Origin of the sequence: Leptospira inadai serovar Lyme str. 10 (assembly GCF_000243675.2) — a bacterium.
GTDB lineage: Bacteria > Spirochaetota > Leptospiria > Leptospirales > Leptospiraceae > Leptospira_B > Leptospira_B inadai.
In genome coordinates this window covers 552,156-576,154 of the sequence record NZ_AHMM02000025.1, presented here as the reverse complement: position 1 = coordinate 576,154, position 23,999 = coordinate 552,156, and the positions used below count along the sequence as shown (strand labels likewise).

Annotated in this window: 27 protein-coding genes and 3 tRNA genes; 15 read left to right on the top strand and 15 right to left on the bottom strand. The window is 43.0% G+C overall.

Annotation, left to right across the window (positions count from 1 at the left end):
- Positions 1-3: 3 nt before the first annotated feature.
- The 3 genes from LEP1GSC047_RS18425 to LEP1GSC047_RS18415 form a co-directional block, all read right to left on the bottom strand.
- Positions 4-1,776: a cation:proton antiporter gene (locus LEP1GSC047_RS18425; RefSeq protein WP_010416287.1), complete on the bottom strand. Its 1,773-nt coding sequence runs from the start codon at positions 1,774-1,776 to the stop codon at positions 4-6.
- 168 nt (positions 1,777-1,944) lie between these two features.
- Positions 1,945-2,487 carry a hypoxanthine phosphoribosyltransferase gene (hpt, locus tag LEP1GSC047_RS18420; RefSeq protein ID WP_010416290.1) on the bottom strand — a complete coding sequence of 181 codons (543 nt, stop codon included), beginning with the start codon at positions 2,485-2,487 and terminating at the stop codon, positions 1,945-1,947.
- Complete coding sequence (locus LEP1GSC047_RS18415; protein ID WP_010416293.1) at positions 2,484-2,984, bottom strand: SixA phosphatase family protein; 501 nt, start codon at positions 2,982-2,984, stop codon at positions 2,484-2,486. Before LEP1GSC047_RS18415 ends, hpt begins: the two co-directional genes overlap by 4 nt.
- An 81-nt stretch (positions 2,985-3,065) precedes the next feature.
- Between LEP1GSC047_RS18415 and LEP1GSC047_RS18410 the strand changes: the two genes are divergently transcribed.
- A complete protein-coding gene (locus LEP1GSC047_RS18410) occupies positions 3,066-3,746 on the top strand; it encodes a hypothetical protein (protein WP_039935499.1) in 681 nt (226 codons plus the stop codon).
- A gap of 2 nt (positions 3,747-3,748) precedes the next feature.
- Here LEP1GSC047_RS18410 and LEP1GSC047_RS18405 read toward each other — a convergent pair whose 3' ends face one another.
- The 8 genes from LEP1GSC047_RS18405 to LEP1GSC047_RS18370 all read right to left on the bottom strand — a co-directional run bounded on the left by LEP1GSC047_RS18405 (position 3,749) and on the right by LEP1GSC047_RS18370 (position 12,063).
- Positions 3,749-4,309, bottom strand: a complete 561-nt coding sequence (locus tag LEP1GSC047_RS18405) for a hypothetical protein (RefSeq protein WP_010416297.1) — start codon at positions 4,307-4,309, stop codon at positions 3,749-3,751.
- Between the two features lie 10 nt (positions 4,310-4,319).
- On the bottom strand, positions 4,320-5,807 hold the full coding sequence (locus LEP1GSC047_RS18400; protein ID WP_068872775.1) for a hypothetical protein: 1,488 nt from the start codon (positions 5,805-5,807) through the stop codon (positions 4,320-4,322).
- 108 nt (positions 5,808-5,915) lie between these two features.
- Positions 5,916-7,022 (bottom strand): quinone-dependent dihydroorotate dehydrogenase, encoded by a 1,107-nt coding sequence (locus tag LEP1GSC047_RS18395; protein WP_010416299.1) that lies wholly within the window; start codon positions 7,020-7,022, stop codon positions 5,916-5,918.
- Between the two features lies 1 nt (position 7,023).
- Complete coding sequence (locus LEP1GSC047_RS18390) at positions 7,024-8,088, bottom strand: ABC transporter permease (RefSeq protein ID WP_010416301.1); 1,065 nt, start codon at positions 8,086-8,088, stop codon at positions 7,024-7,026.
- Positions 8,085-9,020 carry an ABC transporter ATP-binding protein gene (locus LEP1GSC047_RS18385; protein ID WP_010416303.1) on the bottom strand — a complete coding sequence of 312 codons (936 nt, stop codon included), beginning with the start codon at positions 9,018-9,020 and terminating at the stop codon, positions 8,085-8,087. The genes LEP1GSC047_RS18390 and LEP1GSC047_RS18385 overlap by 4 nt, the downstream gene beginning before the upstream one ends.
- 217 nt (positions 9,021-9,237) lie before the next feature.
- Positions 9,238-10,245: a patatin-like phospholipase family protein gene (locus LEP1GSC047_RS18380; RefSeq protein WP_010416306.1), complete on the bottom strand. Its 1,008-nt coding sequence runs from the start codon at positions 10,243-10,245 to the stop codon at positions 9,238-9,240.
- A 72-nt stretch (positions 10,246-10,317) separates the two neighbouring features.
- Positions 10,318-10,695, bottom strand: a complete 378-nt coding sequence (locus LEP1GSC047_RS18375) for an LA_3696 family protein (RefSeq protein WP_238325613.1) — start codon at positions 10,693-10,695, stop codon at positions 10,318-10,320.
- A gap of 141 nt (positions 10,696-10,836) precedes the next feature.
- Positions 10,837-12,063 (bottom strand): class I SAM-dependent RNA methyltransferase, encoded by a 1,227-nt coding sequence (locus LEP1GSC047_RS18370; protein ID WP_010416312.1) that lies wholly within the window; start codon positions 12,061-12,063, stop codon positions 10,837-10,839.
- 78 nt (positions 12,064-12,141) lie between these two features.
- On the opposite strand from LEP1GSC047_RS18370, the gene LEP1GSC047_RS18365 reads away from it, so the two are divergent.
- The 9 genes from LEP1GSC047_RS18365 to LEP1GSC047_RS18320 all read left to right on the top strand — a co-directional run bounded on the left by LEP1GSC047_RS18365 (position 12,142) and on the right by LEP1GSC047_RS18320 (position 15,708).
- Positions 12,142-12,226, top strand: a tRNA-Ser gene (locus LEP1GSC047_RS18365).
- Between the two features lie 13 nt (positions 12,227-12,239).
- A tRNA-Ser gene (locus tag LEP1GSC047_RS18360) sits at positions 12,240-12,328 on the top strand.
- Between the two features lie 43 nt (positions 12,329-12,371).
- Complete coding sequence (locus tag LEP1GSC047_RS18355; RefSeq protein WP_010416315.1) at positions 12,372-12,818, top strand: magnetosome magnetite crystal formation protein family; 447 nt, start codon at positions 12,372-12,374, stop codon at positions 12,816-12,818.
- Positions 12,772-13,203 (top strand): hypothetical protein, encoded by a 432-nt coding sequence (locus tag LEP1GSC047_RS18350; protein WP_010416318.1) that lies wholly within the window; start codon positions 12,772-12,774, stop codon positions 13,201-13,203. Before LEP1GSC047_RS18355 ends, LEP1GSC047_RS18350 begins: the two co-directional genes overlap by 47 nt.
- A gap of 8 nt (positions 13,204-13,211) precedes the next feature.
- Positions 13,212-13,288: transfer RNA gene (locus LEP1GSC047_RS18345), tRNA-Arg, on the top strand.
- Positions 13,289-13,521: 233 nt separating this feature from the next.
- Positions 13,522-13,701 (top strand): hypothetical protein, encoded by a 180-nt coding sequence (locus LEP1GSC047_RS18340; protein ID WP_010416321.1) that lies wholly within the window; start codon positions 13,522-13,524, stop codon positions 13,699-13,701.
- The gene (locus tag LEP1GSC047_RS18335; RefSeq protein ID WP_010416325.1) at positions 13,685-14,161 is read left to right on the top strand and encodes a WbuC family cupin fold metalloprotein; all 477 of its coding nucleotides are present in this window, start codon (positions 13,685-13,687) and stop codon (positions 14,159-14,161) included. Before LEP1GSC047_RS18340 ends, LEP1GSC047_RS18335 begins: the two co-directional genes overlap by 17 nt.
- A 531-nt stretch (positions 14,162-14,692) precedes the next feature.
- Complete coding sequence (locus LEP1GSC047_RS18325) at positions 14,693-14,974, top strand: hypothetical protein (RefSeq protein ID WP_010416329.1); 282 nt, start codon at positions 14,693-14,695, stop codon at positions 14,972-14,974.
- 23 nt (positions 14,975-14,997) lie between these two features.
- On the top strand, positions 14,998-15,708 hold the full coding sequence (locus LEP1GSC047_RS18320) for a lysophospholipid acyltransferase family protein (RefSeq protein WP_010416331.1): 711 nt from the start codon (positions 14,998-15,000) through the stop codon (positions 15,706-15,708).
- On the opposite strand, the gene dapF is transcribed toward LEP1GSC047_RS18320, so the two are convergent.
- On the bottom strand, positions 15,705-16,553 hold the full coding sequence (gene dapF, locus LEP1GSC047_RS18315) for a diaminopimelate epimerase (protein WP_010416333.1): 849 nt from the start codon (positions 16,551-16,553) through the stop codon (positions 15,705-15,707). The two genes, LEP1GSC047_RS18320 and dapF, sit on opposite strands and share 4 nt — an antisense overlap.
- A gap of 153 nt (positions 16,554-16,706) precedes the next feature.
- Here dapF and LEP1GSC047_RS18310 point away from each other — a divergent pair, with 153 nt between their 5' ends.
- Positions 16,707-17,597, top strand: coding sequence for a class I SAM-dependent methyltransferase (locus tag LEP1GSC047_RS18310; RefSeq protein WP_052580735.1), 891 nt, complete (start codon positions 16,707-16,709; stop codon positions 17,595-17,597).
- Here the strand turns inward: LEP1GSC047_RS18310 and LEP1GSC047_RS18305 are convergent.
- On the bottom strand, positions 17,562-18,398 hold the full coding sequence (locus tag LEP1GSC047_RS18305; RefSeq protein ID WP_010416339.1) for an HAD family hydrolase: 837 nt from the start codon (positions 18,396-18,398) through the stop codon (positions 17,562-17,564). The genes LEP1GSC047_RS18310 and LEP1GSC047_RS18305 overlap by 36 nt on opposite strands.
- Before the next feature lie 35 nt (positions 18,399-18,433).
- Between LEP1GSC047_RS18305 and LEP1GSC047_RS18300 the strand changes: the two genes are divergently transcribed.
- From LEP1GSC047_RS18300 to LEP1GSC047_RS18290, 3 genes are all read left to right on the top strand, one after another.
- Complete coding sequence (locus LEP1GSC047_RS18300) at positions 18,434-20,044, top strand: NAD(P)-binding protein (RefSeq protein ID WP_010416342.1); 1,611 nt, start codon at positions 18,434-18,436, stop codon at positions 20,042-20,044.
- A complete protein-coding gene (locus tag LEP1GSC047_RS18295; RefSeq protein ID WP_010416345.1) occupies positions 20,041-21,183 on the top strand; it encodes a membrane protein in 1,143 nt (380 codons plus the stop codon). The genes LEP1GSC047_RS18300 and LEP1GSC047_RS18295 overlap by 4 nt, the downstream gene beginning before the upstream one ends.
- A gap of 383 nt (positions 21,184-21,566) precedes the next feature.
- Complete coding sequence (locus tag LEP1GSC047_RS18290; protein WP_010416348.1) at positions 21,567-21,938, top strand: VOC family protein; 372 nt, start codon at positions 21,567-21,569, stop codon at positions 21,936-21,938.
- An 88-nt stretch (positions 21,939-22,026) separates the two neighbouring features.
- Here the strand turns inward: LEP1GSC047_RS18290 and LEP1GSC047_RS18285 are convergent, their stop codons facing one another.
- Together LEP1GSC047_RS18285 and LEP1GSC047_RS18280 are read right to left on the bottom strand one after the other, a co-directional pair.
- A complete protein-coding gene (locus LEP1GSC047_RS18285; RefSeq protein WP_010416353.1) occupies positions 22,027-22,230 on the bottom strand; it encodes a hypothetical protein in 204 nt (67 codons plus the stop codon).
- A gap of 71 nt (positions 22,231-22,301) precedes the next feature.
- The gene (locus tag LEP1GSC047_RS18280; RefSeq protein WP_039935780.1) at positions 22,302-23,033 is read right to left on the bottom strand and encodes an LIC10067 family putative lipoprotein; all 732 of its coding nucleotides are present in this window, start codon (positions 23,031-23,033) and stop codon (positions 22,302-22,304) included.
- Positions 23,034-23,159: 126 nt separating this feature from the next.
- Between LEP1GSC047_RS18280 and LEP1GSC047_RS18275 the strand changes: the two genes are divergently transcribed.
- Complete coding sequence (locus LEP1GSC047_RS18275; protein WP_010416361.1) at positions 23,160-23,933, top strand: enoyl-CoA hydratase-related protein; 774 nt, start codon at positions 23,160-23,162, stop codon at positions 23,931-23,933.
- Positions 23,934-23,999: the final 66 nt, after the last annotated feature.

Sequence of the window (23,999 nt, the reverse complement as noted above, 5' to 3'; positions counted from 1 at the left end):
GTCTCATTTCCGTACGACCGTCCTTTTTTTAGACGAAGACTTTTCCTTTTTGAGCGAAGGCTTTACCCTAGTTTTTCCCTTAGAATCCTCCACCATCTCCTTTAATTCCGCAAACAAAGAAAAACCCGAGAGTCTGCCGGGAATGACCACATGCGAAGCTCCTTTATTCCTAAGAACTTCCGCCTCTTTCGGATCATCCGTAGTTAAAATAATCTCCGGTTGTTGGTGACGGCAAATGCTCTTTAAGGATTCCAATAGTCGTCGATTCGTGGTTCCTTTTAGTATCATATCGGAAATCGTACAAACCACGTATCGCGCCTCTTCGATTCCCAGATGATGCAAACTCTCCGGATGCGCTAAATCGCCGTACGCCCAACGAATTCCTTTCGACTCGAGGGTCTGCCTATAAATGGGATTAAAATCCACTACGAGAATTCGCTTCAACCAAGAAGGTCGATCTCTTTCTATTCCTTCTATCAACCCCTGTGCTATCCTAAAATATCCAAGAAGCACTATATCTCGCTTTGGATCGCCGGTAACTTGGGATTCCAACGGCTCCCTAGTTTCTCGAACACCAAAGACGGATAAAACTGAAAGAATCCCCCTCGCAATTTTATCATTAAACAAGATCACGTACGTGGAGACGATCGAAGCTAAAATCATCGAGGTCAAGACCGTTGCTTGTAGTTCTTTTCCGATATGTTCCTTCTGGACTCCTAAGGCCAGAATCACTAAGGAGAATTCCGAAATTTGAGCCAGATTCAATCCTGCTATAATTCCCGCTCTTAATCCCTTGCCGGAAAAAAAGACTGTGGGTGCAACGATGATGACTCTACTTAAAATTACGAAACCGACGGCCAGAATTGCGATCCAAAGGTCGGTAGAAGTCGGAGCTTGAATTTTCATTCCGAGGGCGACAAAGAAAAGAGTAATGAAGAAATCCCGAATCCCGGAGAGTTTGCTGATCACATCGACTCCGTACGGAAATGCGGCAATGCTTACTCCGGCTATCAAAGCCCCCATTTCTTTGGAAAGTTCCGCTTTTTCGGCGATTCCGCATAGTAGAAAGCACCAAGCTATAGATGTAATGAGTATGAGTTCCGGTTTAGCCGCCGCAAACAAAAAGAGTCGCGAAAGAAAATAACGGCTTATCGCAAAAGCGAAGCCCACCAGCGCTAAACCTTTCAGCAAGGAAGTCATTACGTTCAAAATTCTAGGATCCTGGAGATCCGGTTGGATCCCCATAAATAAGATAGCCCAAATATCCTGAAGAACCAAAACACCGATGGTTAAACGACCCGGTATTGTACTGATTTCAAATTTATCATGAAGTAATTTGACGACGATCATAGTAGAACTTAACGACAATGCTATCGCAAAGTACAAAAGATCGAAATTACCTGTTCCGGTAGGAAAGAATTTTTTAAAGGCAAACCAAGCTAGAACCGCTCCGACAAAGAATTGAATTGTCCCGAGCGCAAACATGGAACGCCCCATTCGTGCAAGTTCCTTTAAATCGATTTCCAATCCGATGATAAATAATAAAAGGATTAAACCTATCTCCGATATCAGTTCTATGCTTTCTTCACTATGAACGTAACCGATCCCTAATTTAGCGTCGATCATCGGTCCGAATAAGGGTCCGATCACCAAACCGGCGCATACATACCCTAGGATTAGTGGTTGCTGAAACAGTTTTGCTATATGGGAAAATAGCGTAGCAAAAATGATGCTTAAGGCTATATCAGTTAGAAGACTGAGGGAATTGTGATCCATTTTTCCGCAATCCTGATCCTTTTTTGATTCCTAAACTACGAACGAAAGCCTTACAAAAAAGACATTTTTGAAAATTGGTCTTCCCTTCTTCCTTTATTTTTTCATTTTTGAGCGGATAACACTCGCTATGGCAAGGGATTCAAATTCCTGGACGATATGAATGACGACTCAGTCTTCTAAAATATGAATGTCGGGTAAATTTCTAAATTTTCCATCGAAGTCCAGACCGTAACCGACTACGAATTCCTTTCCTATTTTCCAGCCGATGTACTTAACCGGATATTCCACAGTCTCAGCTCCTTCCTTAAATAGAAGAGAAACTATCTCTAAAGAGCTAGGATTGCGAGCAAGTATATGCCGGATCAGGAACTTCAAGGTATGACCGGTATCGACGATATCCTCTACGATGATCACATGACGATCGGTAATATCCGAATCTAGGTCTTTTATTAATTCGACTTTTCCGTTAGAATCCTTCCCAATATAGGACTTCGCTTGCAGGAAGTCCACTTCGATCGGGTAAGGAATCCGTCTAGTAAGATCCGAAAAAAAATAAACGCTCCCACGAAGTACACAAATAAAGACGGGATTTTTACCGAAGTAATCGGATGCGATTTCTTTTCCCAACTGCACGACTCTGGCGCGAATTTCTTCATGAGATAACAGAACCTTAAGAGGAAGATCTTGAGCATCGGAAGAGGATTGACTCATGGTATCCAAAACCTTTGTATTTGACAGGGAATTTTTCCGCAATCTTTCCAATCATTCGAATCCAGCGAGAGAGAGAGGAAGGCTGATGTAGGAAATTTTACGAAAAGAGAAGATGTTCTAGCTTCGCTTTTCAAGATCAGAGTTTCGGCAAGGGATTCTAGTCCTGGATTATGACCTATAAATAATACACTTTCCATATTCGAACCTAAACTGCGCAAAATTCCGAGTAATTCCGAACCGTTCGCTTCATAAATTTCCTCGGAGAATCGAAACTCTTTATAGAAAGCGCCTAGTTTACTTAAAATGCGAAAGGTTTCCTTCGTTCTTTCCGAACTGGAAACGATCGCTGCGTCCACGGAAAAAGAAATCTTGGATAAATAAGTAAGAAGCATCTTCGCGTTCTTTCTTCCTCTGTTCGAAAGCGGACGTTCTTCATCGTTGGAAAAAGGAGTATCCCAATCGGATTTAGAATGTCGAATCAGATGAATCAATTTCAAACTTACTCCTCCCTTTCTGGAAGGGTCGGAAATTGGAATTTCATTGACAAGGATCTTTCCTAGGGGTACAAATTCCGGGCTATGTCAAAGGCACTTCTTACTGCAGGAGCAATCCTACTTCTGTCAATGCCCTTGTACATCTCGGCTCAAGTGGCCGGCCCTCCCGATGAGGAAAAAGCAAAAAAAGAATTACAAGCCCAATGGTCCACGCGATTTCCGGGAGATAAAATTCTTAATGTTGAGTCAGTCGGCAAACCTAAATTGATCGAAAGGGATTCTACGGAAGAAAATGCTCTTCCCGACGTTCGCTATAAATTTTCTTTTCTTCTCACTTCGCGAAAGAAAGAAGGACAGGTCACAAAAACTCCCGTCGGAGTTATTTTTCAATTCGTTAGAAGCAAAGGCTGGATCTTCTCGGATATCGGTTTGGCCAGATCCGTTACGATTACCGAAGCAGGTAAGGAACCCCCGAGTAAAAAAGAAGCTTACCAATTGATCGAAGACGCTATTAATGAAGATAGGGGAAGGGCGGGTAAATCCATCGATTCGCTTCGTCTCAGCATGCCGGAGTTCGGCCAAAATGCTACCTTGAATAAAGAGCAATTCTGGTTCCGCTATGAGGGCGAATATGAAAGCACTGAAAATGGATCGAAGATTATCTGCTCCGATTTCGTTATTCGTCTAGTGAAGGAAGTGAATTCGACCAACTGGAAGGCCGAATGGGACGATAAAGGAAAATGTAAACCTATCGACGAACCGTAAATTTATTTGCGAAAGGCTCCGGGAATATTCGTTAAATCGGGTTTACCGGAACCTTTGGATTGGTTGACCTTATAATTCGGATCATTCTTTTTGAACTCGCCGTTATTCACCTTATTCAAAAGGTCAGTCGAATTTTTCCCTATAATGGAATTATTCCTTAAACCCCCCAAAAAATTCGTTACACGGTACCGATTTTTTTCGCTGAAATTACGGGTATAAGAAATAAGGCCTGAATTACGAACCGAGGAATGAACCGTATCATCCGCTACGATCTTTTCCAATGCGGTTGCCGCATCGTCAGTTTGGAGACGACCGATAAAATCAAGAATCGCCTTACGTTCGTAATTTCGAACACCGTCATCTCTTAATAGGGAAGTCAGATAAGGAAGAGGATTCGATGCCAGGCTCAGAATCCTTTCGTATTGATTGTCTCTTTCGGGATGTCCAGTCTCGCTTACGATTTCTCGAATCTTATCCTTTAGCTTAAGATCGAGAGCCTGACCGAATATTCCCGAGGAAAGGAAAAGAATCAAAATAGCCAGCGAGGTAGATTTCTTTTTCATAAATTCCCTATCAATAAGACAATGGATTCGAACGAAGAACCCATCCCTGCTCTCCCGTTAACTGAGACTGATCGACACTTGCATTTCCTAAAGGAAACATAAGATTTAGAGCTCCTGAATTATAAAAACCCGTACCCAAACAATTATTAATCGTAAGCTTGCCATTAGAACCCGGATTACGGCATTCGGGAGTTTCCGGTAACGGATCCACGTACACTTGCGACGATTGATCGATTTCGGCAGGGTGATACAGTCCCAAAAAATGCGATCCTTCGTGTGCAATCGTGTTTGCAAGAAAGGTCTGATCCGTGCTCGATAAATCGGCTCCAACCAAGCCGGATGATCGATGGTTTTCTATAAAAACGGCCATCCCCGATTTGGGCGTACCTATTTTTCCCGGTAAGCCCGGAATTCCCGCCGAAATTCCGAGGAGGCCGTCGCGTAGAGAGGAATTAACATTAGCGGAAAGTTCTGATATAAAGAATATATTCAGGGAGTTGGCATCTTGCGCAGCCGACGACGTAGTGTATAATTTTGCGAGCGAACAGTTAGTCGGAGAAGTGGCCGAATCATTTGTTATATCCGAGATACTGAATCGATTCCCATTGCTTACGTCTCCGCAGGAAGCCGCATCGTATTGATAGTATGAAAATGTTAAATCGATTCCGACCGAATTTTGACCGAAGATTTGTTTTAAACGATTCGTAAGTGGATTGGAACCGACCAATCCTGTAAAAAAACTGGAATTCGTAAATACATGACTCACACCATTATTCACTTCTATAAAACGAATGTTCAGCCTTTTTCGGGATTGCCAAACTTTGCTCATACCGGTTAGAGAACTTCCAAAAATTCCTCCTTGTTCGGGTCGAAATTTATATTCTTCGCAAGTTTGCTGAATATTATTCACTACCTTCCATCCGGATACCGGGGAAGACGGAGCAGATGCAGTCGTGACTAGATAACTTCTAAGCTGATTGTTAGCGCCGAAGTTATCGTAGCCCGAACCGGGCGCAGAATAGCTAGGGGAAGAACCCACAGGAAACGCTGTCGTCGAAGAATAACCACCTCCCCCTTCGTTCTTGATGATTTCCGTTTCTCCGAAAGCCCCGACAGCTGTCCAGTAACCCATCATGATAGCATTTACGTTCGTCTGGTTCTGCGCGGCATATAAAATCGCCATCGGATTGTATCGCCCCAGTCCGCTCCAAGAATCGTAGCCGTTTAGATAGATGGTGCCGATTCCGTTCGCGTACGTAGAAGCGTACGCGCTGTATGAAGAGGTAAGAGAAGTAGTCGTATATTGGGGGGTGCTTGGAATGGAAGTTCGAACGTTATCACTAGGATCGCAATGATAACGAATATCGTCGGCTATTTTTAACCCGAGCAAAAGCTCCATAGTTTGATTATCATTCTTCGATTTGGGACAATGAATGATGAAAATACACAATGACAGAAGGGCAGAAAAGTTTAAATTTTTCTTAGTATCTTTTTTCATTTTTCTTTCCCACATTTATATCATTCATGCAGTACAGCGCATTCTCGATAAGACTCACATCTATCGACAGTATTGACCTCTAATTCGTGGAAGAAAAGTAAGATTCTATTATAAAGAACCTTGTCCGACAATTTCAGAAATTGATTTTGCCCCAAATTTTTTGACGGTTTTGTCCAAATACTCTAGAATTCTTCTGGGTAATAGAGGTCCCTGATATATATAACCAGTATAAACTTGAATTAGGTCAGCTCCGGCAAGAATTTTTTCCAAAGCGGCCTCGCCGGAATCGACTCCGCCCACCCCGATAATGGGGATTTTTCCCCGTAATTTTTGGTACGCTAGTCTGACAAATCTTGTTGACCTTGCTCTAAGAGGCGCCCCCGAAACTCCCCCTTCTAGTTCCACATTCGGAAATTTTTTTATAACACTCTTATCAATCGTCGTATTCGTCAATATAACTCCCGAAATTCGTAAATCGGGAACCGATTCCATAATTTCTTCGAAATCTCTCTCTTCTAAATCCGGAGCGAATTTTACGAATGTCGGCGAGGGAAATTCTCCTCCCAGTCCATTTCGAATTCCATTCATCAGATTGAATAAATTTTCCTGTTTTTGAAAATTTCTTAATCCGGGAGTATTCGGTGAGGAAACGTTAATTACGAGATAATCCGCAAACGACGATAATTTTTGGATCGAATATAAATAATCCTCCACCGCTTTATCTTCAGGAACGACCTTTGTTTTTCCTACATTGATTCCTCTTATAATGGTCTTCCGTTGAGCGCCGATCGTAGCTGCGGCTTTATCCGCTCCCGGATTATTAAATCCCATTCTATTAATAAGCGCTTGGTCTTCCGGATATCGAAAAACTCTCGGTTTCGGATTACCTGCCTGCGGTTGACCCGTAATCGTTCCGACTTCTATAAAACCGAATCCCATTCCGGATAAGAATGGATACAGTTCACCCGTCTTATCAAACCCTGCCGCAAGACCCACAGGATTTTCAAATTCCAGCCCGGCAACCTTGGTCTTTAGTCGTTCACTAGAATAAGATGTCAGATTCTCGAGTACGGAGGATAAGATAGGCACCTTCGTCGAAAACCTAAGCGTTCGGTGGGCGATCGAATGCGCGATCTCAGGATCTAAGCTCAATAAAAAAGGTTTAGCGGTTCTTTCGTAAATCCACTGTTTCCAGTCGGAATTTGAATCTAACATCTTAGGACCATCGGAAAATACGAAGCCCGAATGTCAAAAAAACCGCACCGAATAAAAATAGTAAACCGCAGGCCGGTAAACTTTCGATCAAACCGGCACCCTCGATAAATACAGCTCGCAAAGAATCCGCCATCAATGTAAGAGGCAAATTCTTAACGAACGGGAGAACAATATCCGGAAAATTTTTATAACTGAAAAAGATACCGGATAAGACCATCATGGGAAAGGTCACGGCATTTACCAAACCGTTCCCCACTTGCGAATTTTGAGCTCGCGAACCAACTAAAATTCCGATGCAAGCAAACGTAAAATTTCCCGTTAAGTAAATGAGAACAGCGCCCGGAACGGAACCTATGAAAGCGTTATCGAATACTAGAAAGGTAAAAGAAAGAAAGATAATCGATTCCAGAATCGTAACGATAAGCCGCGTAAAAAAGAAAGATAAAACGAATCCGAGTTTGTTCATCGGCGTCGCGGACATTCGCCGAAGCAACTTTTTCATCCTCATCTCTATGAGATTCCAACCCACACCCCATAAACAAGAATTCATTACGCCCATCGCAAGCATACCGGGAACTAGGTAATCTATATATCTTGTCCCCTTCGAATCTAATGTTCGAATTGAAGAATTTACTTCCTTGCTCTTAGATTCCGCAAATAACGCGTTCGAAAGTAAAAGGTAATCCCGTTGGGCAGAGGCGTTTTTAGGATCAAAAGAATATTCCAAATTTCCGTTAGACAGCTCTTTCACCAGTAAATTTAGTTCACCGCGCTTCAACGCTTTGATTGCGGCGTCCTCCGAAAGTAAAATCGGGTTAATCACCCCCAATCCGTGTAGATCATCCTCCGTTTTTGCAAATGCGGTTTCAATTCTTTGACTAAGAATCGCCGCGTTCGGAGAGGAGGAGATAATTGCGACTCTCGCGACCGGCACCCCGTGAGTCGTAAAAGCTAACCCTAATACTCCTGCTATTGCGATAGGAAATACGAAGGCCCAAAAAATAATGCCGGGTTCCCGGTAAAATTCCTTTAACTGAATAGAGACTAAATGATAAATCTGCTTCATTCTTCCAGACCTCTTCCCGTCATCGAAAGGAATAGATCGTCTAAAGTTTTTTTATGACATTCTAATTCTTTTAAGGAAATTCCCGATTTCGAGAACGAATCCAACATAAGAGGTAGATACTCCGTAATTTTATCCACAAACACCCGTCCTTGCTTCGTATCCCCCTCCCAGAAAAACTTAGATTTTCCTAATATAGGAAGAAAGGATTCCGGATTTTGCCCGTTTTCCAGGGTAAACCGAACGATTTCTCCCCCGCCCAACTTTCCGAGCAAGTCGGACAAACTCCCTTGGTCTAGGATTACCCCTTTATTCATTACGATGATTCTCTCGCACAAGACTTCCGCCTCTTCCATATAATGAGTCGTAAGAATCATGGTAGTCCCTTCTTTTTTAAGATCTTCCAAGATTCTCCAAATATCCCGTCTCGCACCCGGATCCAATCCAGTGGTGGGCTCATCTAAAAAAAGAATTTCGGGCTTATTCATGATGGAGACACCCAAAGCTAATCTTTGTCGCTGGCCCCCGGACAGACTATTTACGTACGTTTCCTTTTTTTCTTCCAGATCGGTGAGTCGAAGAATTTCAACCATGCGAGATTCGCCGACTTTGTAAAAGCTTCCGAATAATTTAAGCGTTTCCCATACCGTTGCCCGATCCATGAATCTTGTTTCTTGCAGGGCTAAGCCGATTCTGCCTCTTAGAAAAGTTTCATTGCTCTTCCAAGTTTTTCCTAAGAGAGTGATTTCCCCCGAATCGGGCCGTTGAATGCCTTCCAACATTTCTATCAGCGTGGTCTTTCCTGCGCCGTTCGGACCGAGCAAGGCGACGAATTCGCCTTTGCCGATTTCTAACGAAAGATCCTTCACAGCAATTACGTCTTTGAATTTTTTACTTACGTTTTTTACGGAAATAATGGATTGATTTTTATTCACGGAATCGACCTAAAGAACAAAATCTCTTTCCTTGATCCGGTTTTCTATCCATTTTCAAGAACGAATCCGAATTCTGTCCGGTAATAAGAACAGGATGAATTACACGAGTATTTCTTTTTTCAATCGAGCAGTTGCATGACGACATGTATGGGCAAGTAACGGCATAAATCTTTAAGAAGAAAACTTTATCGAATCCATTTTGCGCGCAGTTCTAAATTTACGAGTTCAAACGAAATTTTCCCGCACGTTTAACCCAACTTTTCTTTAGATATTCGAGGATTCTGCCTTTGTTTTTTAGCGCATCGCTCTTCCCCAATTCGTACGTTTCACGAACTCCTTTGGCGTTCGTATAATCAAAGGAAGTGATTGGAAGCGGTCGTGAAGGAGTCATTAAAAGACAACGATCCAGCAAATGACGATCTTTTCCCACGAGCGTAGTCGGTTCGTAATGAACTCCGATCACTTTCGAATTAGGCGGAAATGTTTCTAACAGCAGATTATTGGTTAATCCGCCGTCCAAATAATATTCCTTTCCATGTTTCTGAAATGAAACGACCGGAGGTATGGAAGAGGAATTCAGAATAATCTGTTCAATCGTATTCGGATCATGAAAGTCGGCTTCGGTGTACAATACCTCCTTCATATTCCAATTTCTGAGAACTCGAAAGGTGCGCTCCGTATGCAAACCGCGACTTCGGTCCCGTTCATCTTCCAAAAATGCTTTGCCGGTTTCCGCGATCAATCGAGCCAATCTAAACGTATTTTTTAATGAATCACGTTTCGGAAAGGCGCGAATCGTATGAATATAAACCTTAGCCCCCGATTTTATTATCTTAGGGAAATCCATCCCGAATCGGATCGTCCGTCGATACATCTCCTCATGCGGAAATGCGCGTTCATCGCTAAACAATTTCGTAAAATAGAAATTACGAGGATTCTTTCGAACAATCCGCTCGAAAAATGCAACCGACTCTTCCTCCGATTCGCATAATAAACACAATACCATCGCGGCTCCCGCGGAAACTCCCGAGACTTGCGTGAGCTTCAGTCCCCAAGATTTTAGTTCGTGTCCGATTCCGAGCCCGTAAAAAGCCTTGCATCCCCCGCCGGCAATGGAAAAGCAAATTTCGTTTTCTATCCAAAAGCCTTGCAATGCGTCACCTAACTTATGATTCGAGTCGGTCGATTTTCTAGAAAGAAATTCTGTGTCATCTATGATTGGCATACGAATACCGGAGGGAAACCTCGATCTAATTCAATTCCCCCGTCTCAAGTAGGCTTTTAAAAGCAGTTTTTATTAAAAAATTCGAAAAGAAATCCGCTCCAAAATCGGCAAAAGAGCCACCGCAGCCGAGAGGCCTACTAAAATCCATTTCGTTTGATTGGCTATAAGACGGTACATTTCGGACTTTAGAGCTGCAATTTCTAGTCTCAGGCTCGTCGTTTCGGTCCGAAGTTCGGTTCGGATTCCCGACAATTCAGAATATAAATTTTGTATCTCTTTATGGACCAACCTGGATTCTCGCAGAAGTTTTCGTTCAAACGTATCGGTCAACCTTACTCGCATATTTCGTTCGTGTCGTGCAAATGCAGAATTTATCGCATTCACAAGCTCCTGACTTTCTTCTTTTCCAATGAACTCGCGCAACCGAATGGGTATTCGTCGATATTCCATTAAAGGCATATTCTACTCCTCATCGAGAGCAAATGTCAAGCATTCCCTCTTTTTATCCGGTTCCGGGAAAGAGAGATTATGAACGAAATTTTAATTCGGAATCATTATTCCGAATTAGATTATGCATGATTTTTAATATTTCTATCGTATTGTTTGAACTAAAATTTCAAAATGCCGAGTTCTCGGAAAGAAATCCACCAAAACAATAGTTTTAATTCGGTAGCCGATTAAAGTCAATTCCCTCAAGTCCCTGGCCAAGGTCGTATGATTGCAGCTGGAATAAATAAGGGTTGGGGGCTTATATTGTTCTATGGCCTGCAATACTTTTTTGGAAGCTCCCGATCTTGGAGGATTCAAAATCCAAATGGAGGCTTGAGAAGCGACTTCATGTGGCGGAAAATTCCGTTCTAAATTCAATGTCTGAAATTCAAGATTCGATTTACCGGATCGTTTCGCATTCTCGCGAGCGTTCAAGACCGACGATTTCGACAATTCAAAACCGAAGAGTTTTGTTATTTTAGAAGATATTGATAAACTAATGAGCCCGGCGCCGCAATAAAGCTCCAGGATTGTCCCTGATTTTTCCGGAATCCAGGATCGAATCGTCCTTAACCAAGGTTCGATTAGAAATCGATTCACTTGGGTAAATCCGCCGGGAGGAATTTTCCATCGTATCCGCTCGTCCAGATACGGACCGATATCGACCGCCTCTTCCTTGTATTCGATCACTTCCCCCGATGAAAATCGAAGTCCGAGTCCCTTGACCGGGCTTTTCCTTATTTTCTTTTCCAAAGAAGTTTTAACGTATTCGTTCATCTCGCTTGGCAGATGTTTACAACCATCAGCAGGAAATTCCACAAGCGTATTCGAATTTTCCTTAAAAAAACCCGCAATGAGCGACTGACCCGATTTCCTAAGTTTAATTTGCGCAGTATTACGATAACCGTCGCTAGGTCCGGTCAATACTTTCAATTCCGGAATGCGCGAGCGATCAAGCTTACCGATTCCCTCTAAAGTTTCTAATAATAATTCTTCTTTGATTTTAAGTTCTTCTTCATAGGAGATGTGACGATAAGAACAACCGCCACATTCCGGAAACGAAGCACAATCACTTGAAATACGAGACTGTGCGGAGCGACTTACCGATACCACCGTTCCCCAAATCAGGGAAGATGTTTCTTTTTCGATTTTAATTTTAACGAATTCACCCGGAATTCCGGCTTTAACAAAAACGGTTTTCCCGTCCAGATGGGCGATTGCAGTTCCAAGATTCACCCACTTTTCAACGAGGATATCCGAGACTTCGCGAGCGAGAAAAATTTTCCTTCTCCCAGTTTCCGAATTTCTAGCGGATTTTTTTAGACCCATCGAACGGTTCTTTTCCGCACCCATAAGTAAATCACCTTGACAGGGTCCCCCTTCTTGTCAGTAAAGTATTCCTTAACCGGAGAAGTGGCCGAGTGGTTTAAGGCAGCGGTCTTGAAAACCGTCGTGGGGAAACTCACCGTGGGTTCGAATCCTACCTTCTCCGGATCGGAACGAATGGAGATGTGCCTGAGCGGTCGAAAGGAGCAGTTTGCTAAACTGTCGTATGGGGTAACCTGTACCCAGGGTTCGAATCCCTGCGTCTCCGAATGTTCCATCCTTTCCTTTTAGTCTTCTAGGTAAATGCATAGATGTCGTCCCAGAGATTCAATACCCGGGAATTCCTGGAAGATTTAAAACGCCTCTTACAAGGGGACGATTATCCCAATTCATTCGCGGCAATTTCTTACATACCCTTCTTCGGTTGGGTCTTACCTTGGTTTTTTAGAAAACGACAGGAAATTTGCCGGTTTCATGCTGTGCAAGCGATGAAGCTAAATTCAGGATTCGTATTTTTGTATTTAGTAGTCTGGTTTTTACGTGAATTCCCGATTCTGAGTACTATCTTAAAATTAATTAAAGCGAATCCTGTCGTCACCGATTTCTTAAGTTATATCGCTTGGTCGCTACTTACGATATACAGTTTAATCGGTGCAATACAAGCCTACCAAGGTAAAAATTACGTACTACCTTTCTTCCCGGAAATAGAGAATGAAGTTCGAAAGATACTCGGAAAAATTCGCGGAACTCAAGGCTAAGCTCCTTGTACTTTCCAAACCTTACCTGAATCAGGCAAAGGAGTTTCTCAACTCCGAAACCTTCAGAGTTTACTTAATAACTCTCCCCTTATTCGGAAACTGGCTAATCGGTTTCACATTTTATTCGAAGCAACCGGAAGTTTTGCGGCACGCGAAGCTTTCCTTTTTGAATACTTTATATTTTATCGGATTCGTATTTTTATCTTGGATTCTTTCTTGGATTCCTTGGGTAGGATCTTGGTTGGGAAATATTTCTCATTTAGCCGGTATCTGCGTCTACATCGGCCTTTCCGTTTTCTTGCTATACAATTACTCTAAGGGAAAAAAACTGGTCCCGAAACTCCCGGAAGAGCATTTAGCTCTCTTGGAGCAAAAGCTTTTCTAGCTGCATCCGCGCCCTTAGCTCAGATGGATAGAGTATTTGACTACGGATCAAAGGGTCGGAGGTTCGAATCCTTCAGGGCGCGCCACTTTTTTTCCTTTCTCAATTCGGGATAATCGTTCCTTCCATTTTCTTTTTACGATACCTTTTAAAAAGCGGAACTGAATACGCTCCTGAAACTGTTTTTACGGTGGCTAAAATCTAAATAAGTGACATAATTTCCGGAAAATCGAGCTAAATTCTCTTTATTCTTTCGGTAAAACTTGACATCTATACTCAGTCTCAAAAACGATAGCATTAGTTAGGACTGAGATTTAATAGATGGAAAAGTGTCATTGTGCCCAAGTTAAGTTTGAGGCAATCGTTCAAACTGCAATCTCCGAAGGAAAGGATTACCGCGACGTAGTTAAAGCCTGCGGAGCCGCGGAAACTTGCACTGCCTGTAAAGAATATCTGATCGCCTATTGCGAAGATAAACTGCAACTTGCACCCGCTCAATAGACAGCTCATCGACGAGGAGCTATTCCAGAAACTTCTACAGGACGCTTCCAATTCACCACGACGCAGGGTGAATCGAAATTTTCACGAACTCTCCGAACCTTACCAACGTTTCTTGAACGTTCTCACCCGAGAAACGTATATCCAAGTCCATCGACACAAAAATCCTCCGAAGCCGGAAACATTCCTAGTTTTACGAGGGAGGTTGGGTTTCATTCTCTTTAACGAAGACGGCAGCATCCAAGAAAAACACGTGTTGAGTTCCGAAGGACCGGTTTTTGGTATAGACATTCAGCCGGGAGTCTACCATACCGTCGTATGTCTTTCTCAAGAATGCATTTGTTTCGAAGGAAAATCAGGTCCTTATGATCCTCAAACGGATAAGGAATTTGCGAGTTGGTCACCCTCGCCATCCGATCCGAAAAAAAACGAGTATCTAGAATTTCTTAGAAATCTATTCTAACCATGAAAATCGATCACGACCATCGCCTGCGGCTCCAATAGATCTTTCCTAAAATACACGAAGCACATCTACTATTCCTAAAAAAATTAAAACACCTGAACAAAAATCCGGGCATAACTAAGCTGCGAAAGAATGGACCTTTCTCAAACTAACGCCTTTCGTTCGAATCGAAGAGAATTTCGTACAATTCGCGGATCTTTCTTAAATTCCTACCGGGAAGGGTCGGGAAAGGAATGATCCTGCTGTCGTTCTTCGCCGCACTTTTATTTTTTCTATCTTCCGGTTCCGACGGATTATGTCCGTTAAAACGGGGGAGATTTTCTCTCTCCATACTTTCTAGATTCGGAAAATCAAGGTCCCAAATTCAGTGCAAGCCGAGAGATTTTTCTTGTACTGAATCGGAAAAACCGGTTTGAAATTTACTAAAACTGTTGCCATAGTATTTTCCTGGGCAAACATGCGAAAGGTTCGGGTGGAAGCAATGCTGAAAACCGAAGCCCGCTTCTATTCCCGCTGATGGAAAGGAAAGTTATGCCTGAGTTCGATCAAATTGATCTGATGAACTATGCCGTTTACGGCAACGAACACGACCCTGAATGGGCTGAGATTCGAAATTATATTCGTTCCAATGCTGGAGCTCAGAAGGAGTATGAGGAGATGAAGAGAAATCTCGCCTCAATACAACCTCGGAGAAAGCATCGGGAGTACGGGAGACCACAGTTAGGGGAAAAAAACCCGAACGACTCTCAATCCGGCATTCAAAATCCGAACGATTCGGATAAGAAATGGTGGAACGTATTTTTGGGGGATTAGTCTCTTAATAAGGAATCCGAACCGTGGAAAAAGAGGCAAAAGCTTATCTTACAATTAGAAATTTCGTCGCGCCGTTTATCGGATTGGCGGTAAATATCACCGCCTATGGTACGGAAAACATCGTTTCTAAGGGAAAGTTAATCTTAGTCTGTAATCATCGCTCGGATATGGATCCGTTCATCCTTTCTTATACATTCCCGAGGTTTATATCTTGGGTTGCCGCCGAATACACTTTCAGAATTCCGATCTTTAAGGATCTTGCTAAGATAGCAGGAGGAATTCCGATGTCGGTGGACGGAAAAATTTCTCTAGCTTCGATTAAAATGATTCAACAGGTGTTTAAGCGGGGAGACGTATTAGGAATTTTTCCCGAAGGTCATGACTATATGGTTCGGAACGATTTCAAGAAGCCTATGATTGATTTTCATGAAGGCTTTGCGGCGTTCTCGATTCGTAATAAAGTCGATATTCTCCCTTGTGTGATCATACCGATCGAGGAAAATTATTCCGATATACCGATTCCGCCGATCGTACGTAGCTTTATGGGCATGCCGAAGGACGTTTGCGAAATCAAGAAGCGAGCAATATACAAGAAAGTTAAAGTAGTTTACGGAGAAAAAATCGATCACACTTCCTACTTAACCGGTCCCTTGGAGGAGAATCTAAAGCGATTATCCGACGAAGTACGTAAGAGAATGTTGACGCTAATGGAAGGCCAGTACGCGGAAGCCTAAATCTCGATCGTTCCGGTAAATACTTCTTTTGCCGGTCCAGTCATAAGCACATGGCCGGTTTCGAGCCATTGAATTCTGAGGCTTCCTCCTCTTAAATCGATTCGAACGTCTTTCCCCGTTTTACCGCTCAAGTGAGATGCAGTCATAACGGCGCAGGCACCTGTCCCACAAGCTAGAGTTTCCCCTGCACCCCTTTCCCAAGTCCTTTGGTACAAATGATCTTTTCCCCGTAGACTCACGAATTCTACGTTTACCCTTTTCGGAAAAAGTTCGGTTTTGTTTTCGATCAGCGGACCGATTTCTCTCACAGGGAACGTATCGGGATCATCGACGAAAATTACGCAATGAGGATTGCCCATACTAACTGCCGTGAATTTTAAATTCTGACCGGCAATATCCAGATTTTGCTCGACGATCGGGCTTTCATTCTTCCATTTTACCGGAATTTGAGCCGGGACAAGAATCGGCTTGCCCATGTCGACGGAAACCAGCTCTACTTTATTATTTTGACCGACGGTCAAATCGACTTCTAAAAGCCCGGCGCCGGTCTCGATCACAGGATTTTTCTTCTTCGTTAATTCGTGATCATAAACGTATTTCGCTACGCAGCGAATTCCGTTTCCACACATCTCGGACGAAGAACCATCCGCGTTATACATATCCATCCGGAAGTCACCGTTAGACGAGCTTCGAATGAAAATAACACCATCCCCTCCGATTCCAAAGTTTCGATCCGAGAGCTTTTGAATTTGCTGCGGATTCAATATGAGTTCATTCTTAGTGGCGTCGATATAAATGTAATCGTTACCGATTCCTTCCATTTTCGTGAACTGAACTTTAGCCAAGGGGAACTCCTATCTCCGAATATGTACCGTTTTATCCATGCTTGATTTTGTTCCCCGACAAGAAAATCGAAAAAGCTCGAAGTGCCCCTTGTTTTTTGCTGGAATATAAGAGTTGAAATCCGAATAGTTAGGCAAACTAACATGATACTACCGATGAATCGCACATGTTATTTGTGTGGAAATGAAAAAAACGTTATACTCTTTATCGAAAAAGGGATTCCTATCGTCCGCTGCTCCAATTGCGGACACGTATTTTCCACATTCAAACAGGACGAACATTATCAATGGTATTGGGGTGAAGAAATAGGTTATGACCTAACCTGGTGGGATATAGCTCACCGCGAAATTTACAAAAACTTTATATATCAGTTTCTACTTTCCGACCGGGGGCGAATCTTAGACGTCGGCTGCGGTTTAGGTTTTTTTATTAAAACAATCAACGACAATAGACCCGGATGGGAAGCTATCGGCTACGATGTATCCGAGAAAGCCGTCGATTATGCCAAAAATAGAAACAATTTAAAAAACGTTCACTCCGGTATCGTTCAACGTAGTAACCTGCCTAAAGCAAGTTTTGATATCATAACCCTTTGGGACGTGATCGAACATATCCCTCAACCTCGAAGCTTGATCGAATACTTATTCTCGTTATTGAAACCGAATGGATTCCTATTTTTACAGACGCCCAATTTTCCCGTTCAACTGATCAAAGCCAGATTGAAAGTTCTGTTTTTCGGAATGAAACCGGAGAATCACTACCTTGAAGCAAAAGACCATATAAATAATTACTCGGAAAGAACCCTGAAATTACTCGCCGAACAATGCGGGTTCTCCTCCGTAGAGTTTGTGATGTTAAAACCGATTGCGTCGATCTCCGGGATGACGTCCAAGATCGGCGCACCGTTGAAGAAAACCTTTTATTTTTTTGCGCTCCTAATTTGGCGAATAACGTTTCGAAAAGTAAATATCAATCTCACCTTATTCGCGCTACTCCGAAAAAATAACGATTCATTGAGTAATCACGCGACCCGAATCGAGACTTAATATAAAATTCAATCCAGCTTCCAAACTAGGAGATTCCCAATACTCTCCAAGCTTATGGATCTTCTTTTCCATTATGATATTTCCGGCCTTTTTATTTCGAAAGATGGAGCGAATATAAATGGCATCGATTCCGAACTGAAGCGCCCCTTCGATATCGCCTTCAAACGAATCGCCGATCATATATGTAGAACGATTCTTTCTGGAATCGAATTCCATGGCCTTTTCAAAAATGATACGGGCAGGCTTTTCCGCACCCGCTTCTTGGGAAGTCATCAGTTTATAAGGAAAGGATTTCGGAAATAGAACCGTCAATTTCAAGATCTGAGTCCTAAGATTCTCGTTCGTTAGCAGGATTATATCCCGACTCTCCGCTATTTGAGTAAGAAGGCGTAGGATTTTATCGAAGTCTTTCTTGTTCTTAAGTTTCCATTCCTTGATGCCGTTTAGAAAATATCGAAAGTATGTAGCCTCCAATTGTAGCACCCATTTAGGTTCCGTTCTCCCAAAGAGGGATTCCGACATTTTCTTAAAATAAAGTATTCTTAATTGATTGGTCGGACTCTTAGGCAGATCTCGTTTCGTTTCGGAGCGCGCCGCATTATAGAATCGGCGGAATTGATCGGAATTTTTGAATCCGAATTCCCTTGCATTCTTCTCCAATCCTTTAATAGTCGCTTCGTAAATACCAACCGAATCGAAAAGAGTATTATCCAAATCTAGGAGAAGCGCCATACGGGAAATTTTTACGCTCCGTATCAAATGCCAAGGACAATCCGGAAACTTTCTTTCTTTTCCTTGCACTTGCGATCCGTTTAAATAAGATACGATTGCTCGATATGAATTCCGACGTTTTTTCTAGAAAAGTATTCCTTTCAACTCTCGTTGCCTGCGCTAGCCTTCTTGGACTTGCCGGAATTCTTAAGATTCGTAAACGTCCAATCCAAGGCTCCATCCTCGGACCGGACAAAAATCTAGGTCATAAACTTCGCGACTCTTCTTATGCTGCGAGCTCAAAGACGGATTCGATTAGGACCAAAGTATTGATTGCAGGCGGAGGCATATCGGGTCTTTCGGTGGGATATTATCTCAAAAAATCGGGGTTCGATGATTTTCTCATTTTGGATTTGGAAAAGGAAGCTGGAGGAAACTCTCGCTATGAAGAACGTTCCGGATTCAAATTTCCTTGGGGCGCTCATTACCTTCCTCAGCCAGGTAAGGAAGCGGTACTTGTCCGAAAATTTTTGGAAGATATCGGACTCGTCATCGGAAAAGAATCCAATGGAGACCCGATTTATTCCGAAACTTCGCTCTGTTTCGATCCAGATGAACGCCTTTTCTATCAAGGAAGATGGCAGGCCGGACTCTTCCCTCGTCGTTCGGGTGAACCTGACGAGCAAGAATATAAATTTAAACGTCTACTTACTTTCTGGAAGAATCAAACCGGACGTGACGGAAGAAAACCGTTTACGATTCCGATAGACTTATCTTCGAGAGATCCGATATTTTTAAAACTGGATACGATTTCCTTTACTGACTATCTGAAATCGGAAGGCATCCATTCTCCGGAAATTCTATGGTACGCCGATTATTGCGTAAGAGACGACTATGGCGGAAATTCGGAAAGCATCTCCGCTTGGGCCGGCCTTCATTATTTCTGTTCCCGTCCCCACGACGAGGGAGAATTTCCCAGCGTCTTAACGTGGCCGGAAGGAAACGGATTTCTGATGGAGAAACTTAGGTCTAAATCAAAGGATCATATTCGAACTTCTCAATTAGTCCAAAGAATCGTAAAGTCTTCGAGAAAATGGGAAACCACCGTTTATGATAATGTCTCCCAAACGATTACGAATTACGTATCCGATCAGGTAGTGTATGCTCTTCCTTCGTTTACTCGAAAATATGTCTTAGGAGAACGAGATCCCTTCCTAAACGAATTACAATACTCTCCCTGGTTGGTAGCGAATCTTTTCGTCGAAGAAGTTCCGGAAGGAAAAGGCCATCCACCTGCATGGGAGAATGTCATTTATAAGGGCGCCGGACTCGGATATGTAGTATCCACTCACCAGGATCTTAAGGCACAAAGACCCCAATCAGTCCTTACGTATTATCATGCTTTCGGAGGAAAGGACACCGTTTCCTCTCGTCGGCTCATGTTCGAAAAGACCTGGAACGATTGGAAAGATCAAATCCTGCTGGATTTGAAAAAGCCGCATCCTAATATAGAATCTCTCGTCTCGAAATTGGATATTATGACATACGCCCACGCGATGATTCGTCCGATTCCGAAATTTCTCTGGAGCGGCATCCGCGAAAAATTAGCGATCTCCCATGATGGATTGCATTTTGCTCATTCTGATCTAAGCGGTCTCTCTATCTTTGAGGAATCATTGTTTCGCGGGCACGAGGCGTTCAAAAAAACTATGATCCGGCTAGGTAAGGAAAGTTGAACGCCGACTCGAAGATCGCCCATTCATGGATCTTCTCGGCAAGATTCGACCTTCTTTGGATTATCGGCCCCGGAATTTTGGCGGTACTTATCGCGCTTCTTGTCCATTGGGTTGAGTTGCCTTTAGTATCGGGTGCCGGATCTTCCCGGACCAACGGTCAGGCCCTCCCGCCTTGGCTATGGTTGATCTTAATTCCCGGCCTCGATGTTTCCCACGTTTATTCTACGCTATTTCGAGCCTATTTCGATCGTCAACAATGGCAAGAACGAAGATTTCTGCTGGCGGCGACACCCTTATTTTGCTTTCTGTCGGCTTTAACCATCTATTCGTTCGGAAAACTGGTTTTTTGGAGAGCTATGGCGTATCTGGCAGTATTTCATTTTATCAGACAGCAATACGGATTTTTAGCTCTTTACTCTCGCAAAGAACCGTTTCACTATAAGGTATTCCCGTTTAGCTGGGATAAATTGACTCTGTATATTATCACGGTGCTTCCAATCCTATATTGGCATGTCGTTCCTAACGGGCGTAATTTCGAATGGTTTATGGACGGCGATTTTTATCCCCTACCGAATTCTTTATTGGCGAATCTGATTCTTTACTTGTATTGGTCCTGGATCATCGTATATTTATTATCTTTAATTTATACTTTCATAAAGATTCGAAGTATTTCCTGGCCCAAGAATCTGCTCCTGCTGAATACAGCCTTAGTTTGGTACGTAGGTATCGTTGCCTTAAATGACGATTTAAGTTTTACGATTACTAACGTAGTCAATCACGGGGTTCCATACATGGCCCTAATTTTCTATTATGGAAAATATAGAAGAAAAAATTTCTCATCCTTTTTTTATAAGGCGTTCGCAAATACGACGACCGGGATTATCGTATTCGCCGCTACTCTCCTATTATTCGCCTATTCCGAGGAATGGCTTTGGGATACGTTCGTTTGGAAAGATCATTCCGAAATTTTTGGAAACGCTTCACTGATAAAAACCGGACTAGGAAAAGGCTTAGAAGTTATATTCGTACCTTTGTTCTTTCTCCCGCAGTTTACTCACTATGTACTGGATGGATTCCTCTGGAAGATAAACGATAAAAACTCGGACCTCCGGGATTTTTTCGGAATTTCAAGAATATAGCGGCTAAGTTTGGCGATCTTACATTCATAACAGGCTTAGCCGAGCGACGGATGACCTTTACGTTTTAAACATTTTTCTCGGATCCGCTAGTAAATACGACTCACGCGCAAAAAATCGAACTTTGTTTATGACAACTCACGATCTTATCCAGGAATAAAATCTTTCTCTTATGCACAAAATTAGGAATCCGGGATGATCCCGAGTTGGAATTGCCCTTGATTCATTAAAAAACCGGTAAATTCGAGGATATTTTTCTCGATTCTCCCAACCGATCTATCCGCGGCAGAAGGCTTTGAAAAACCAGAGTAAACTTGCGGTTTTCCGATAGACAAGCCCGGTTTTCCCCCCATAATGACTAAAAAAGAAAATAGGGATCCGCATCCATGATCATCGTAGAAGGAATCGACTATATCGTAATACCCACTGGAGACCTCGATAGCTCCGTGAAGTTCTATTCCGAGTTGTTCGATTTTGAAACCATCGAAGAAAGGACCGGAGAATTTGCTATCATTGGTTTGGATTCCGTGAATATCAAATTGCTTCATACAAACGGTACTAAGGGTGCTTTGAGCGAAGCCAAATCCCCCGTATTGAGTTTTGTTTTGGATGTGGATGATTTTACGGAAGCAATCGTAGAACTCGAATCTAAGTCCGTTCAAATTGTAAGAGGCCCAGAAGCGAGAGATGGTGGGGAATTCCTCCATTTTCTAGACCCTTCCGGTAATATTTTAGAGATTAACTACAAAGAAAGCTGAACGCTAAGCTTTCTCCGTTTGACGGAATCGTTACAAAAAAGCCCTCTTATAGAGGGCTTTTTTTATACTGGTAAATCAAAATTAGGGTTTAAGTGACTTTGTCGATGAAAGCGCCCTTAATTTTATACATATCGCCCGTGTAATCCAGACTAGTCGCTTTCCGATCGACCGTATTTGCATGTTTATTCTCGTACGGTTCGCTCAGGGCCAGCCCTTCCGTCTTTGGAATCTTACGGGAATCTACGATATTTTTTTCGGGCAACCCAAGTTTTATAGAAGAGACGATATTCATTTTCCCCTCACGCCCTTAATAGTACCTTTGTTTAAAAAAAAACCAATCCTTTTTCTATCGGAATTAGCTCCTTATTGGAAGGAAATATCGCAGGTTCCGGTTCCGGCCGTTATGAACATCTGAACGGTATAATAGGTCGGGAAATTAATGATCGGTTGGTATACCCAGCTAGACGGATTCGAGAATGTCCCCAGATTCGTCTGTGCGCAAGTCGGAGAAAAATAAGTTACCGCCGAGTAAGTATCACAACCGATCTTAACGTTTGTCGCTCCATTTAAATTAAGATCGATACGAACCGCGTGAGTTTCTACCTGGCCGTTGATCTGGAATTTTTTGGACGTTGGATACGTAATTCCCAATTCGGTACCGTATTGGTTCTGGTACGCTTTATAGCAGTCGATATAAAATTTAGTTCCGTAACAGTTTGTAGCCCCGTTCAGATTCAAAGGATCGCAAATAACGACACCACCGCTTTTCATTACGTAAAGTAGCCCGGTAGAAGCACCCGCCGGAACGTTCGCAGTGATTTGGGTGGACGTTGCTGTGAGAAGAGGGGTTGCCACTCCATTTATAGTGACACTGGATTGTGTGATATCGGTTCCGAAATTTCGTCCCGTAATGGTAATCAACGTCGGCAAATAAGGAGCTATCGGAGGTGAACCCGAGGGTGGATCGATACTTGTAATAACAGGATTCCCGATTCCAAGCTGAGACGCTAAATCCGTATGCTTCGCTTGCTGGCAGTACAATACCCCCATAATGAGAATCAATACGATTAGGATGTTTTTACCGAGAGTCTGCATTTTCCCTATCCTAGAACCGTCAGCGCGGTAGGCTTTTGCTTGCCGAATTGGAAAAATCCCGCAACCTACCCTAGTATCGGACAAAAGAGTCCCGCTAGGAATAAGTTTTTTCCGGAGATCGAACCAATGAGCCACATCGTTCTTTATTCTATCAGTGAAAATATAGCAACCATATCCTTAAATCGACCGGATAAAAGAAACGCGATCTCCAGGGAGCTTCTCGATTCTTTTATGTCTCTTATTAAGAAGGCGGCCATGGAGCCTAAAATTCGCGCTCTCATCATCCGGGGAGAAGGCCCGGTTTTCTGCGCAGGCGCCGACCTGAAAGAAAGAGAAACTATGAGCGAGGAGGAAGTTCATTTGTTCTTGGATTCCGTAGGAACCTGCTTCCGCTTTCTCGAAAAACTTCCGTTTCCCACGATTGCCGCTCTCGACGGGGATGCTTTCGGAGGCGGTTTAGAACTGGCTCTTTCCTGCGATTTTATTCTTCTGCGGGAAGGAGTCAAAGTAGGCCTCACCGAAACCGGACTAGGAATCATTCCCGGGGCCGGGGGAACACAAAGGCTTCCTCGCCGGATCGGCTTTTCCAAAGCCATGGAAATGATTTTAACCGCCAGGATTCTGGACTCCAAAACCGCGTTCGAATACGGACTCGCGAATTTGATTGCAGGGACTTCTGCCTACGCAGAAGCAAACAGTTTAGCCGCAACGATTTCCGAGAAAGGACCTATCGCCGTGCGTCTTGCAAAAGCGGCGATTCGTGACGGAGAGGGATTAAAGATAGAAGAAGCCTTAAAAATCGAAAGAATGCATTATAATAAAACCTTAGCAACCGAAGATCGAAAGGAAGCGCTCGCAGCCTTTAAAGAAAAACGAAAACCGCTATTTAAAGGCGAATAATTCGCATAAAAAATTGAGGCTTGTAACGAACCGATTCCTAATATTGGCCATAAATCGGTCAAGGCG